At 73.0% G+C, this 13952-nt stretch carries 11 protein-coding genes and 2 tRNA genes; 11 read left to right on the top strand and 2 right to left on the bottom strand.

All coding sequences use genetic code 11. The features are described from left to right. Positions 1-104 precede the first annotated feature (104 nt). The 8 genes from ACFY8U_RS15110 to ACFY8U_RS15075 all read left to right on the top strand — a co-directional run bounded on the left by ACFY8U_RS15110 (position 105) and on the right by ACFY8U_RS15075 (position 7845). On the top strand, positions 105-413 hold the full coding sequence (locus tag ACFY8U_RS15110; RefSeq protein WP_389570050.1) for a hypothetical protein: 309 nt from the start codon (positions 105-107) through the stop codon (positions 411-413). A gap of 217 nt (positions 414-630) precedes the next feature. Then, positions 631-1797: an acyl-CoA dehydrogenase family protein gene (locus ACFY8U_RS15105; protein WP_389570047.1), complete on the top strand. Its 1167-nt coding sequence runs from the start codon at positions 631-633 to the stop codon at positions 1795-1797. Further along, complete coding sequence (locus ACFY8U_RS15100) at positions 1794-2720, top strand: bifunctional MaoC family dehydratase N-terminal/OB-fold nucleic acid binding domain-containing protein (protein ID WP_389570043.1); 927 nt, start codon at positions 1794-1796, stop codon at positions 2718-2720. Before ACFY8U_RS15105 ends, ACFY8U_RS15100 begins: the two co-directional genes overlap by 4 nt. Before the next feature lie 4 nt (positions 2721-2724). Beyond that, positions 2725-3753: an acyl-CoA dehydrogenase family protein gene (locus tag ACFY8U_RS15095; protein ID WP_389570041.1), complete on the top strand. Its 1029-nt coding sequence runs from the start codon at positions 2725-2727 to the stop codon at positions 3751-3753. Next, positions 3750-4211 (top strand): MaoC family dehydratase, encoded by a 462-nt coding sequence (locus ACFY8U_RS15090; RefSeq protein ID WP_389570038.1) that lies wholly within the window; start codon positions 3750-3752, stop codon positions 4209-4211. Before ACFY8U_RS15095 ends, ACFY8U_RS15090 begins: the two co-directional genes overlap by 4 nt. Further along, entirely contained in the window at positions 4208-5374 is a 1167-nt protein-coding gene (locus ACFY8U_RS15085) for a lipid-transfer protein (RefSeq protein WP_389570036.1), read from the top strand. The genes ACFY8U_RS15090 and ACFY8U_RS15085 overlap by 4 nt, the downstream gene beginning before the upstream one ends. A 150-nt stretch (positions 5375-5524) precedes the next feature. Further along, a complete protein-coding gene (locus tag ACFY8U_RS15080) occupies positions 5525-6070 on the top strand; it encodes a SigE family RNA polymerase sigma factor (protein ID WP_361435562.1) in 546 nt (181 codons plus the stop codon). A 122-nt stretch (positions 6071-6192) separates the two neighbouring features. Beyond that, positions 6193-7845 carry a long-chain fatty acid--CoA ligase gene (locus ACFY8U_RS15075; RefSeq protein WP_389570033.1) on the top strand — a complete coding sequence of 551 codons (1653 nt, stop codon included), beginning with the start codon at positions 6193-6195 and terminating at the stop codon, positions 7843-7845. 60 nt (positions 7846-7905) lie between these two features. Here the strand turns inward: ACFY8U_RS15075 and ACFY8U_RS15070 are convergent, their stop codons facing one another. Beyond that, positions 7906-11730 (bottom strand): PAS domain-containing protein, encoded by a 3825-nt coding sequence (locus tag ACFY8U_RS15070; RefSeq protein WP_389570030.1) that lies wholly within the window; start codon positions 11728-11730, stop codon positions 7906-7908. A 163-nt stretch (positions 11731-11893) separates the two neighbouring features. Beyond that, positions 11894-12334 (bottom strand): SSI family serine proteinase inhibitor, encoded by a 441-nt coding sequence (locus ACFY8U_RS15065; RefSeq protein WP_389570028.1) that lies wholly within the window; start codon positions 12332-12334, stop codon positions 11894-11896. Positions 12335-12537: 203 nt separating this feature from the next. Between ACFY8U_RS15065 and ACFY8U_RS15060 the strand changes: the two genes are divergently transcribed. From ACFY8U_RS15060 to ACFY8U_RS15050, 3 genes are all read left to right on the top strand, one after another. Then, positions 12538-12628: transfer RNA gene (locus ACFY8U_RS15060), tRNA-Ser, on the top strand. Positions 12629-12856: 228 nt separating this feature from the next. Further along, a tRNA-Arg gene (locus tag ACFY8U_RS15055) sits at positions 12857-12929 on the top strand. A gap of 170 nt (positions 12930-13099) precedes the next feature. After that, positions 13100-13942 carry a DUF2797 domain-containing protein gene (locus tag ACFY8U_RS15050; RefSeq protein ID WP_389570910.1) on the top strand — a complete coding sequence of 281 codons (843 nt, stop codon included), beginning with the start codon at positions 13100-13102 and terminating at the stop codon, positions 13940-13942. Positions 13943-13952 lie beyond the last annotated feature (10 nt).

Genomic DNA, 13952 nt, shown 5'->3' with positions numbered 1-13952 from the left:
ACGTCGAGCACAACGACCGAGGCGGTCGGCCAACTGCCTTGGAACCAGCCGTACTTCAGTGCTTCGGGCACGACAGCTTCAGCTCAGCTCACGGAGGAAAAGACATGGCAAGCATCCGTACCGCCCGCGTTCTCGCCGCTGCCGCCGCGCTGCCCTTGGCCGCCGCTCTCTTCAGCGGCGTCGCGCAGGCCGACAACGGCGGATTCGCGGTCGACGGATCGAACACGAGCGTCGCCTCCATCATCGGCAGCGGCGTGGGCGGCGACAACTTCGGCAACTCGACGACCACGCAGCAGGTAGCCACCGGGTCCGGTGCCTCCAACCAGAACAACACCGCGAGCGTGAACGGATCCGGGCTCACCGCCATCGACCAGTCGAACGCGACGGTCAACTTCTACCCCTGGTGGTTCTAGCCGACAGCTGGGGTCCGGCCCGACGGGGGGAATGACCGCGGGGTGAACAGCGGCCCGTGCGGCGGCGCTTCGGCGCCGGCGCGCGGGCCGCTGCGCGTTTTTGCGGGTTCGTTCACGGTGCACGCCCGAGCCGCCCGCCCCGTCCGTGACCTTGACACGACTCCTGTATCTGACGGACAGTCAGAAACCTTAGTCGTACCCCCGGGAGGCCGTCGCCGTGCACCTCGCCCCGACCGAGCGGCAGCTGCGGCTGCGCGCCGAACTCCGCGCGTACTTCCGCGATGTGATGCCCGACGGCCCTCCGCCCGCCACCGACAGCGCCGCCCAGCGTGCCCTGCTGCGCCGCATCGGCGGCGACGGGATGCTCGGGCTCGGCTGGCCGCCGGAGTACGGCGGACAGGGCCGCGGCCCCGACGAGCAGTTCGTCTTCTTCGACGAGGCCTACCGCGCGGGCGCCCCCGTCTCGATGGTCACGCTCAACACCGTCGGCCCGACCCTGATGAAGTACGGGACCGAGGAGCAGAAGGCGTACTTCCTCCCCCGGATCCTGCGCGGCGAGACCGTCTTCGCCATCGGGTACAGCGAGCCGGAGGCCGGTACCGACCTGGCCTCGCTCCGTACCAAGGCCGTACGGGACGGGGGCTCCTGGCTGATCGACGGGCAGAAGATCTTCACCTCGAACGCCCAGAACGCCGACTGGATCTGGCTCGCCTGCCGCACCGACCCCGAGGCCCCCAAGCACCGCGGCATCTCCATCGTGCTGGTCCCCACCGACGCCCCTGGCTTCTCGTGGACGCCGATCGAGACGGTCGGCGGGCTGACGACGACCGCGACGTACTACGACTCCCTCCGCGTCCCCGCCGGGAACCTCGTCGGGGAGGAGAACGGCGGCTGGGGGCTGATCACCAACCAGCTCAACCACGAACGCGTCGCCCTCGCCGCCATCGGAATGCAGGCCGAGGACTTCTACGAGGCGGCGCTCCGCCGGGCCCGCACACCCGATCCGGTGACGGGGCGGCGCCGCATTGACGAGCCGTGGATACGGATCCGGGCCGCCGAGGCGCATGCCAGGCTCGCGGCAACGCGCCTGCTCAACTGGCGTCTGGTGGGCGATGTGGGGGCCGGCCGGCTCGCCCCCGGGGATGCCAGCGGGGTGAAGTTCGCGGGAACCGAATCGGCGGTGGAGGTGTACCGAATATGTCAGGAGATCGCGGGCGGAGCGGGTCTCGTGCGAGCGGGGTCGCCGGGGGAGTTCGACGGCGGTGAGCTCGAGCGGATGAACCGCGCCGCGCAGATCAACACCTTCGGGGGAGGGGTGAGCGAGGTGCAGCGCGAGATCGTCGCGACGATGCGACTCGGCATGAAGGGGAGGGGGCGGCGATGAGGAACGGTCCGGACGGCCTGTACGAGCGGCTGAAGGCGTACGAAGGGCAGCCCGCCGCCACCGCGGGCGCAGGCAAGGACCTGGTCAACGAGCCCATGATCAGGCACTGGTGCGAGGCGATGGGCGACACCGACCCGGCGTACAGGGGGCCGGACGCCGTCGCGCCGCCCACCATGCTCCAGGCCTGGACGATGGGCGGCCTGTCCGGCCACACCGACCGGTCCGGGGCGTACGACGAGCTGCTCACGCTCCTGGACGAAGCGGGGTTCACCTCCGTGGTCGCCACCGACTGCGAGCAGGAGTATCCGCGGCCGCTGCGCCCGGGCGACGCGATCACCTTCGACGCCGTGATCGAGTCGGTGTCGGAGCGCAAGACCACCAGGCTCGGGACGGGACACTTCGTGACGACCCGGATGGACATCCGAGCCGGCGGCGAGCTCGCGGGCACCCACCGCTTCCGCATCCTCAAGTACGCGCCGGCGGCACCGAAGCCGGAGGGCGGCAGCGAGCCCGCGGCCAGGCGGCCCCGGCCGGTGACCAACCGGGACAACGCCGGGTTCTGGGAGGGCGTCGCCGCGCACCGGCTGCTCATCCAGCGCTGCGAGGGCTGTGCGGCCCTCCGCTTCCCCTGGCTGCCCGGGTGCGGTGCCTGCGGCTCGCCGGAGTGGGACACCGTCGAGGCGAGCGGCGAGGGGACCGTCTTCTCGTACGTGGTGATGCACCACCCGCCCTTCCCGGCCTTCGACCCTCCGTACGCGGTCGGTCTGATCGAACTGGCCGAAGGCGTACGGATGGTCAGCAACGTGGTCGGGGTGCCGTACGACAAGGTCCGGATCGGGATGCCGGTCCGGCTGGAGTTCCTCCGCGTGGACGACGAGCTGGAGCTGCCCGTCTTCCGGGCGCAGGACGGCGGGGAGGGCTGACGACATGGACTTCACGCCCACGGAGGAGCAGACCGCGGCACTGGAGCTGGCGGCGCGGATCTTCGGCGACCTCTCCACGCACGAGCGGCTCGCGGCGGCCGGCACGGGTACGGACGCCGAGCTGTGGAAGGCCCTGTGCGCGGCCGGACTGCCCGGAGCGGTCGAGGAGATCGGGCTGCTCGGCCTGGTGCTGCTCGCCGAGGAGCAGGGGCGTACGACGGCTCAGGTGCCGTTCGCCGCGAGCGGTGCGTTCGGCCTCCTCACCCTCGCCCGGCACGGCACGGCAGAGCAGCGTGACCGGCTGCTGCCGGGGCTCCGGGACGGTACGAGCGTGGCGACGGGGGCCTTCCCGCCCGCCGGACACGTACGGGCCGACGGGGACGGCCGACTGTCGGGGGCGGTGGAGTGGGTGCCCTGGCTCAGGGACGCCACCCATGTCCTCGTACCGGACCAGGACGGCGCCCTGTGGCTCGTGCCCACGGCGGAAGCCTCCGTCGTGCCCGTCGAGCTCACCGCCCCCTGGGCCGCCGGCCGGCTCGTCCTCGACGCCGCGCGCGGCGAGCGGATCGGGGGCGCGGGCGCCCGTGCGGACGTGCTGGCCACAGCCCGGATCGTGTTCGCCGGGCTCCAGGCGGGGGTCTGTGCCGGCTCGCTGGCCCGGGCCGTCGCGTACACCTCGGTACGGGAGCAGTTCGGGCGCCCCCTCTCCACCCACCAGGCCGTCCAGCTCCGGGCCGCCGACGCCCATATGGACACCGAGGCGATCCGGGTGACGGCCTACGAGGCGGCCTGGCGGCACGACGAGGGGCTGGAGGCCGCCGAGCACGCGCTGACCGCCGCCTGGTGGGCGTCGGAGGCGGGAAAGCGGGTCGTCCACGCCGGGCAGCACCTCCACGGCGGCATGGGGGCCGACCTCGACCACCCCGTCCACCGCCACTTCCTCTGGGGCAGACAGCTCGACGCGTACCTCGGCTGCGGCACCGAACTCCTCGCCGAACTGGGCGACCTGATCGCGAACGGAGAGCGCTCATGAAGGCCGGGGACACGCTGGCGCCGCTGGAGATCCCGATCACCCGCACCCTGATCGTCGCCGGGTCCGTCGCCTCCCGGGACTACCAGGACGTGCACCACGACGCGGAGCTGGCCAGGGCGAAGGGCTCCCCCGACATCTTCATGAACATCCTGACGACGAACGGCCTGGTGGGGCGGTACATCACCGACCGGCTCGGCCCGGGGGCGGTCCTGCGCAAGGTGGCGATACGGCTCGGCGCGCCCAACTATCCGGGGGACACGATGACGTTGACGGGCACGGTCATCGAGGTCGAGGGCGCCACGGCCCAGGTGCGCGTGGTCGGCGCCAACGGGCTCGGCCACCACGTGACGGGGACGGTGACGGTGGGCCTGCCGGAGCCGGAGCCGGGGACGGGGACAGGGACAGGGACGGTGAGCCTGCCTGGGCACGCGCCCGAGGCGAAGGAGGCAGGGGCATGAGCATCCGGAGAGCCGACCGGCTCGGCGGGCGCGCCGCGATCGCCGGGATCGGGGCGACCGAGTTCTCCAAGGACTCCGGCCGCAGCGAGCTCAAGCTGGCCGTGGAGGCGGTGCACGCGGCGCTCGACGACGCCGGGCTGACCCCCGCCGACGTGGACGGCATGGTCACCTTCACCATGGACACCAGCCCGGAGATCACCGTCGCCCAGGCGGCCGGCATCGGCGAGCTGTCGTTCTTCTCCCGCATCCATTACGGGGGCGGGGCCGCCTGCGCCACCGTCCAGCAGGCCGCCCTCGCCGTGGCCGCCGGGGTCGCCGACGTCGTCGTCTGCTACCGGGCGTTCAACGAACGCTCCGGGCGCCGCTTCGGATCGGGCGTCCAGCAGCGCGAGCCCTCCGCCGAGGGCGCCGCGCTCGGCTGGCAGCTGCCCTACGGGCTGCTCACCCCGGCCTCCTGGGTCGCCATGATCGCCCAGCGGTATCTCCACACGTACCGGCTGACCCCGGACGCGTTCGGCCATGTCGCCGTCACCGACCGGCGGTACGCGGCCACCAACCCCGCCGCGTACTTCCACGGCAAGCCGATCACGCTCGCCGACCACGCCGCCTCGCGCTGGATCGTCGAGCCGCTCCGGCTCCTCGACTGCTGCCAGGAGACCGACGGGGGGCAGGCGATCGTCGTCACCTCCGCCGAGCGCGCCCGCGACCTGCGCCGGCCGCCCGCGGTGATCGTCGCCGCGGCCCAGGGAGCCGGACGCGCCCAGGAGGCGATGACCAGCTTCTACCGCGACGACCTGACCGGCCTGCCCGAGATGGGCGTGGTGGCGCGACAGCTGTGGCAGACCTCCGGCCTCGCCCCCGCAGACATCGACGTCGGCATCCTCTACGACCACTTCACCCCGTTCGTCCTCATGCAGCTGGAGGAGTTCGGGTTCTGCGGCCCCGGGGAGGCGGCCGACTTCGTCGTGGCGGACGCGCTGCCGCTGAACACCCACGGAGGCCAGCTGGGGGAGGCGTATCTGCACGGGATGAACGGGATCGCGGAAGCCGTGCGGCAGGTGCGGGGCACGTCCGTGAACCAGATACCGGGCGTGGCCAGGACGCTGGTCACGGCGGGCACCGGAGTCCCCACGTCCGGTTTGATCCTGGGCGCGGACGGCTGAGGCGTCGGCCGGCCCCGACCCTGACTCCAGGCTCATCCCACCTCCACCTTCAGGAGGTCCAGCCGTCCCCACCCCTACAACCTGAGGGGGAGTGCGGTTCGGGACCTGGGGCCGATCCGCCGCCCACGTACCCGCTCCTAGCGTGGAGTCATGACTCCGCCACCTCCCGGCCCCGTCTGTGTCGGCGCCTCCACGGCCGCCGGCTACCCGTCGTTCTCGTCCTACGTACGGGCACGCGGGCCCGTGCTGCTGCGCACAGCGCGCTCGCTGACCGCGAACCCGTCGGACGCCGAGGACCTGCTGCAGACCGCGCTGACCAAGACGTTCGTCGCCTGGGAGCGGATCGAGGACCACCGCGCCCTGGACGGCTATGTGCGGCGCGCGCTGCTGAACACCCGTACGTCCCAGTGGCGCAAGCGGAAGGTCGACGAGTTCGCGTGCGAGGAGCTTCCGGAGCCGGCCGGGCTGCCCGAGCCGGACCCGGCCGAGCGGCAGGTGCTGCACGACGCCATGTGGCGCGCGGTGATGAAGCTCCCGGACCGCCAGCGGGCGATGGTCGTCCTGCGGTACTACGAGGACCTCAGCGAGGCGCAGACGGCCGAGGTGCTGGGCGTCTCGATCGGTACGGTCAAGAGCGCGGTGTCGCGTGCGCTCGGCAAGCTCCGCGAGGACCCGGAGCTCTCCCCCGTGCGCTGACGCCGCAGCCTCTGCCAGCAATCACTGGCAATTTCCGTACTCCCGGGTAGTGACATACCGAGCGGTACGTGCGCAGAATCTCCACACCCTTACTGCCACGTAGCGCCCACCGGGAGGACGCCGTGCTGAGCACCATGCAGGACGTACAGCTGACTGTGACCCGCATCCTGAACCACGGGATGACGATTCACGGAAAGTCCCTGATCACCACCTGGACCGGAGAGCCCGAGCCGCACCGCCAGACCTTCGCGGAGACGGGCGCCCGCGCGACCCAGTTGGCGAACGCCCTGCGCGACGAGCTCGGAGTCACCGGTGACCAGCGGGTCGCGACGCTCATGTGGAACAACGCGCAGCACGTCGAGGCGTACTTCGCGATCCCCTCCATGGGCGCGGTCCTGCACACCCTCAACCTGCGGCTTCCGCCCGAGCAGTTGGCGTTCATCGTGAACCACGCCGACGACCGGGTGGTCATCGTCAACGGTTCGCTGCTTCCCCTCCTCGTGCCGCTCCTCCCCCACCTGCCGACCATCGAGCACATCGTGGTCGCCGGACCCGGCGACCGTTCGGCGCTGGACGGGGTGACGCCCCGCGTGCACGACTACGAGGAGCTGATCGCGGGCCGCCCCACCACCTTCGACTGGCCCGAGCTCGACGAGCGTGCGGCCGCCGCCATGTGCTACACCTCCGGCACCACCGGCGACCCCAAGGGCGTCGTCTACTCCCACCGTTCGATCTACCTGCACTCCATGCAGGTCAACATGGCCGAGTCGATGGGTCTGACGGCCGCGGACACGACCCTCGTCGTCGTCCCGCAGTTCCACGTCAACGCCTGGGGCCTGCCGCACGCCACGTTCATGACCGGCATCAACATGCTGATGCCGGACCGCTTCCTCCAGCCCGCCCCGCTCGCCGAGATGATCGAGCGCGAGAAGCCGAGCCACGCCGCCGCCGTCCCCACCATCTGGCAGGGTCTGCTCGCCGAGGTCACCGCCAACCCCCGCGACCTCTCCTCCATGAAGCAGGTCACCATCGGCGGCGCGGCCTGTCCGCCCTCCCTCATGGAGGCGTACGACCGGCTCGGCGTCCGCCTCTGCCACGCCTGGGGCATGACGGAGACCTCCCCGCTCGGCACCATGGCCCACCCGCCGGCCGGCCTGACCGCCGAGGAGGAGTGGTCGTACCGCGTCACGCAGGGCCGCTTCCCGGCCGGTGTCGAGGGCCGCCTCGTCGGCCCCGGCGGCGACCTGCTGCCCTGGGACGGCGAGTCGGCCGGTGAGCTGGAGGTGCGCGGAACCTGGATCGCCGGCTCGTACTTCGGCGGCGTCGACGGCGAACCGATTCGCCCCGCCGACAAGTTCAGCGAGGACGGCTGGCTGAAGACGGGTGACGTCGGCGTCATCAGCCCGGACGGCTACCTCACCCTCACCGACCGCGCCAAGGACGTCATCAAGTCCGGCGGCGAGTGGATTTCGAGCGTCGAGCTGGAGAACGCCATCATGGCGCACCCGGAGGTCGCCGAAGCCGCCGTCGTCGCCGTACCGGACGAGAAGTGGGGCGAGCGGCCGCTCGCGACCGTCGTCCTGAAGGACGGCGCCACGGCGGACTACGAGGCGCTGAAGGACTTCCTCGCCACCGAGGGCGGCATCGCCAAGTGGCAGCTTCCGGAGCGCTGGGCCATCGTGCCGGCGGTGCCCAAGACGAGCGTTGGCAAGTTCGACAAGAAGGTGATCCGCAGGCAGTACGCGGAGGGCGAGCTGGACGTCACCCAGCTGTAGTCCGCAGTCCGTAGTCCGTACGGGAGGAGGGGGAGCGGGGTCCACCGCTCCCCCTCCTTCTCAGTTGGTGCCGATCTTCGCGAGCAGGTCGACGATCCGGGCCTGCACCTCGTTGCTGTTCGCACGTTCCGCGAGGAAGAGGACGGTCTCGCCGGACGACAGCTTCGGCAGCTCGGCCTCGTCGAGATCGACCGAGGTGTAGACGACGAGCGGGGTGCGGTTCAACTGCCCGTTCGCGCGCAGCCAGTCGATGATCCCGGCGCGCCGGCGGCGCACCTGCATCAGGTCCATCACCACCAGGTTCGGCCGGATCTGGGTGGCCAGCGTGACCGCGTCGGTGTCGGCCGCGGCCCGTGCCACCTGCATCCCGCGCCGCTCCAGGGTCGCGCCGAGCGCCTGCGCGATGTCGTCGTTCTCCTCGATGAGGAGCACGCGCGACGGGTGCTGCTCACTGTCGCGGGGCGCCAGCGCCTTGAGGAGTACGGCGGGGTCGGCGCCGTACGCCGCCTCCCGGGTCGCCTGCCCGAGCCCGGCCGCGAGCAGGACAGGCACCTCGGCGGCGACGGCCGCCTGGCGGAGCGACTGGAGCGCGGTACGGGTGATGGGCCCGGTCAGCGGGTCGACGAAGAGCGCGGCGGGGAAGGCGGCGATCTGGGCGTCGACCTCCTCGCGGGAGTGGACGATCACCGGCCGGTAGCCGCGGTCGCTCAGCGCCTGCTGCGTGGAGACGTCCGGCGCGGGCCAGACGAGCAGCCGGCGCGGGTTGTCCAGCGGCTCCGGGGGCAGCTCGTCGTCGAGGGGCCGCGGCACGGGCTGGTGGGCGACCTCGACCGCGCCGCCGGGACCGTCGAGCGGCTCGGGACCCTCGGCGGCGCCCTCGGCGGGGGCTCCTATGGCGTACGAGCGGCCTTCGGGGGCCGCGGGGGACAGCTTGGTCTGCGGGTGCTGCTTGCCCGCGGGCTCGGCGGGTGCCGCGGTCACGGCGGCGGGCGCGGGCCGGTCGCCCTCGGGCGGGGTGGCGAGCTTGCGCCGCCGCCCGGAGCCGTTGCTCCCGGCGGGCGGCGGGGTGTGCCCGCTCTGCTGCGCGGCGCTCTGCTGTGCGGCGATCTGCTGGGCGAAGGGCACGCCCTGCCCGAGCGTCCGCACGCTGAACGCCCGCCCACCCTGCGTCCCGTCCTTCGGCTCCTTGGGCGCGGCGGCGGGCCCAGCGGCAGGCGCGGCGGGGGGCACAGCGGCAGGCGCGGCGGGGGGCCCAGCGGCAGGCGCGGGCATCTCCGGAGGCAGCGGTACGGAACCGGTGCCGGTGCCGCTGGTCGTCTCCTGCGGCCCGGCCGTGTTCCGGCGGCGACCGGTCGGTTCGGGCAGCGGGTGCGGCTGCGGCGGCGTGTGGTCGGCGTCGGGCCCGGACCGTACGGCGTCGTGCTGACCCTCGTCGCTGACGGTCATCGGCATCGGCGTCGCCATGGGCATGGGCATCGGCATCGCCATGGGCGTCGGCTGCGAGACCGGCATGGCCTGCGAGACCGGCATGGCCTGCGGCGCAGGCTGCGCCGCCTGCGTCGCGGATACGGCCTGCGGCTGTGCCGGCCGCGCGGGGGGCTGAGCGCTCTCGGCCTCCGGGGCGCGGTCCGCGTCGGCCGGGGGCAGCGCGAACGGCGTACGGGGCCCGGCCTCGGCGGCCGCGGTCCGCTCCTGCGCCGCGAGCGCCCGGCGCGCACGGCGCCCGGTGGGCTGCGGCGCGCCCGTCTCGTCGCCGCCCGACGCGGGCAGGGCCAGGGCGGTCAGGGCGGGAGCCTCGGCCGGGACGCCCTGGGCGGGTACGGGCACGCCCTGCGGGGGCACGGTGTCGCCGAGCGCGGCACGGCCCTGCGCGCCTTCGGCGGCCGTCACCACGGAGCCCTCGGCGGGCCGGCCGCGACGGCGCCCGGTCGGCTCGACGGCACCGGAGGAGGCCGCGCCCTCTGCCGAACCGGTCGCCGTGCCCGCGTTCTGGGCCGGGATCAGCTCGGCGGGAGCGGCCGGAGCCTGCTCCGTACGGCCGCGTCGACGGCCGGTCGGCTCGACGGCGCCGGCGCTGCCGCCCTCGGCGGCCACCGGGCTGTCCAGGAAGGCGTCGGTGGACGCCCGCCGGGCGCGCCGACGTCCGCCACCGTTCGTGTCCGAGGCCTGCGCGGGCAGCGCGAGCGCGGCCCCGTCGGACGGCGCGACCGTCGGCTCCGAGCCGGCCGCGACAGGAGGCGCGGGGGGCGCGGGCGGGGGCGTGACCGTCCCCCTCCCGGCGCCGAGCGGCACCTCGAGGACGTACGCGCTGCCGCTCATCCCCGGCACCTCGTGCGTCTGCACCACACCGCCGTGCGCGGCCACGATGCCGCGGACGATGGGCTGGTGGACGGGGTCGCCACCGGCGTACGGTCCGCGGACCTCGATCCGTACGACCTCACCGCGCTGCGCGGCGGCCACCACGATCGTCGAGTCGGCGTACCCGGCACCCGGCACGACGCGGGCCTTGCCGGTCGAGTCCACCCCGGCGACGTCCGCGACGAGATGGGCGAGCGCGGTCGCGAGCCGGCCCGCGTCCACCTCGGCCTCGATCGGCGGGGCGTGCACGGCGAACTGCGCCCGGCCGGGCCCGATGAGCTCCACGGCCCCGTCGACGCCGGCCGTGACGACGGTGTCGAGCAGGACGACGGACGTGCCGAGCGTCTCCGCCCCGGCGTCCAGACGCTGGTAGCCGAGGACGTTGTCGACGAGGGTCGTCATCCGGGCGTATCCGGCGGCCAGGTGATGCAGGAGCTGGTTGGCCTCGGGCCAGAGCTGTCCGGCGTCGTCGGCGGCGAGGGTGGAGAGTTCGGTCCGCAGCTCCTCCAGCGGCCCGCGCAGCGACTCGCCGAGGACGGCCGTCAGCTGCTCGTGCCGGGCGGCCAGCGCTTCGTACCGCTCCTTCTCCGCCGTCGCCCGCTCCTCGTGGCTCTTCTTCAGCTCGGCGAGCTCGGCGGCGTGCTTCTCGGTGAGGGTCGCGAGCTCGGCCGCGTGGTTCTCGGTGAGGGTGGCGAGCTCGGTCGTCCGCTCCTCGGCGAGCTGCTCGTACGGCCGGCGGTCGGTGAAGGTCATCACCGCTCCGACGAGCTGGTCCCCGTCCCGTACGGGAGCGGTCGTGAGGTCGACCGGTACCTGAGAACCGTTCTTCGCCCACAGCACCTGCCCGCGGACGCGGTGCTTGCGCCCCGACTTGAGGGTGTCGGCGAGCGGCGACTCCTCGTACGGGAAGGGCTCGCCGTCCGCGCGCGAGTGCAGGATCAGGGGGTGCAGGTCCTTGCCGCCGAGGTCGCTGGCGCGGTAGCCGAGGATCTGCGCGGCGGCGGGGTTGACGAGGACGACCCGCCCGTCGGTGTCCGTACCGACGACGCCTTCGGAGGCCGCGCGCAGGATCATCTCGGTCTGGCGCTGCGAGCGGGCGAGCTCGGCCTCGGTGTCGAGCGTGCCGGTGAGGTCGCGGACGACGAGCATGAGCAGCTCGTCGCCGGTGTAGGCGGTGTACGAGTCGTAGGCCTCGCGCCCGTCCTCGAGGCTGGCGCTGGTCACCTCGACGGCGAACTCGCTGCCGTCCGTCCGGCGGGCGATCATGCGGGTCGGCTTCGTACGGCCGTGTTCGTCGGTGCCCTCGGGGCGCCGCATGGAGCCGGGGATCAGGCGCGAGTCGAACCCGGGCAGCAGATCGAGCAGCCCGCGCCCGACGAGTGCGGTGCCGGGGGTCTCGAACATGCCGAGGGCGATGGTGTTGGCGTTGACGACCGTGCCGTTGCAGTTGACGAGCACGAGGCCGTCGGGGAGGGCGTCAAGTATGGCTGCGAGGCGAGCAGCGCCTCGGGATGGCCTGCTGCTCACGACGACGCTTCCTCCCTGACTCACTGCACCTTGCCCGGCTGGCCGGCCCCATCTTGCCCTCCGGACCGCAGCCTGTCACTGAGAGGGAGTCTAAAGGCAGGCCCGGCGGTCTCGGGGGGAGGTCGCATGCCCGCGGCAACATCCCAACGGCATCCTCACCGCATCACCGCACGTGGGGCAGTACGGGCTCCAGGTTCTCCCACCGTTCGATCTCGCATCCGTCGGCCCGGGAGAAGCGGGCGTCGACGGCGCGGCCCTGCCATTGCCCGGTGATGTGCGCGGTGGCGGGCCCGCCGTGCTGGAGGGAGCAGATCCGGTCCTCGGCGACGGGCGCGAACGGGTTCTTCCCCGCCTCGGCGTGCCTGGCGAGGCGGGCACAGGCGCGCGCGGCGGCCGGGTGGGTCCCGCCGGGCTTGTCGCCGCACTCGAGCCGGAAGGTGCCGTCGGCGTTCCGGTGGCCGCTCTTGGTGATCGTCACGGTGAGCGTGTCGGGCGAGGACAGCAACGGCAGGGAGGGCAGGGGCCCGAGCCCGCCGACGCCACCGAGGCCGGCGGCGGTGGTCGTGGTGGCGGCGAGGGTGGCGAGGACGAGGCTGCGCAGCATACGAACTCCAGGGAGGCGGATGGGGCCGGGGCGCGGGCCCGTCCCGTCTAACGCTCCGTACTGCCGTTCGTTGCGCAACCGGGGTGCGCCGAGGGGCTTTGCTCTCCGCCCCGGAGGGCTAGTACGGTGAGAAGCGATTGGTGACACCAGGCTCGCCTGTGTCATCATCTGCACGCACCACTCACGCCCGCGTGAAGGTGCATGGAGGCGTCGCCTAGTCCGGTCTATGGCGCCGCACTGCTAATGCGGTTTGGGCCTTAAAGCCCATCGAGGGTTCAAATCCCTCCGCCTCCGCCCCACCCGAAGCCCCGGCCCCACAGGCCGGGGCTTCGGCCGTTCCCGGTCCCGGACGGCGGATCGAGGCTCACCCGTACGGCGGTGTCACGGGGGCGGAGGGGAACCCTCAGGATGACGTTTCCGCAGGTCAGGGGTGGTCTGGCTAATGGATTTCGCGCTACGGCGCAGGTCATGTAATGTTGTCCACGCAACGCCGACCGGCAAGAAAAAAGCCGGGAAGCACAAGCACTCGTAGCTTAACGGATAGAGCATCTGACTACGGATCAGAAGGTTGCAGGTTCGAATCCTGCCGAGTGCACAGCAGGCAAGAGGCCCGGACGAGAGTCCGGGCCTCTTGCGTTGTGCCGTACTCATCGGCGCCCCCGTGCTCGTAGGGCCCGGGCCCCCTGACGCCCGGCCGCCGGCCTCGTCGCTTCCGTTGTCAGTGGCTCGGAGCAGACTGGTTCCGTGACGTGGCGGTGTGTCGGGATGCGGTGGAGCGGGGGTGTGCCCGGGCTCCGCTGGGACGGTGGGCGGGTCTCCGTGCTCGCGTACGGGCAGCAGGTCGCCTTCCGGGCCGTCGGGCCGCGGCGCTGTCCCGGCGCCCGCGGAAACCCCTGCCCGCTCGACGCGACCGTGCCCGCCCGCGCCACCGGCGGGCAGTGCCCCGAGTGCGCGCGGCTCGACCGGGTCCACTCGGTCGCCGCCGACACGGTCGCCGACGACCCCCGGACGTACCGCGTGTATCTCGCCTGGTTCGGGCCCGGGATGACGAAGGTCGGGATCACGGCCGAGGAGCGCGGCGACGCCCGGCTCCTGGAGCAGGGGGCCGTCGCCTTCGGCTGGCTGGGGCGCGGGCCGCTCATGGCCGCCCGGCGGACGGAGGAGCTGCTGCGCCACGCCCTGAAGGTGCCCGACCGGATCCCGTACGCCCGTAAGCGCGCCGTGCGGCACGACCTGCCCGGCCCGGACGCGCGCCGCCGCGAGATCGAGGAGCTGTACGGGCGGGCCACCGCGCTCCCCGGATGGGCCGAGACCCTGGAGCGGCTGGAGTTCCAGGCGTACGACCATGCCGAGGCGTTCGGGCTCGAGGGCCTGCCGCCGCTCTCGGGCTCCGTCACCGAGCTCGTCGGCGGCGGTGTCGTCGCCGGGCGCCTCCTCGCCGCCGCCGGGCCCGACCTGCACCTTCGTGATGCCGCGGGGCGCTGTCTCGCCGTCGACACCCGTGTCGTGCGTGGCTGGGGGCTCGTCTCCGCGGACCCCGGCCACCGCGTCACCGTGCCCGTGCGGAGGGCGGACACCGACGTCCAGGACGAGCTGTTCCCCCTGTAGCGAGGACCCC

The sequence above is a fragment of the Streptomyces sp. NPDC012508 genome, assembly GCF_042902595.1.
Classification (GTDB): Bacteria; Actinomycetota; Actinomycetes; order Streptomycetales; family Streptomycetaceae; genus Streptomyces.
This window is presented reverse-complemented; position numbering and strand designations above follow the sequence as displayed.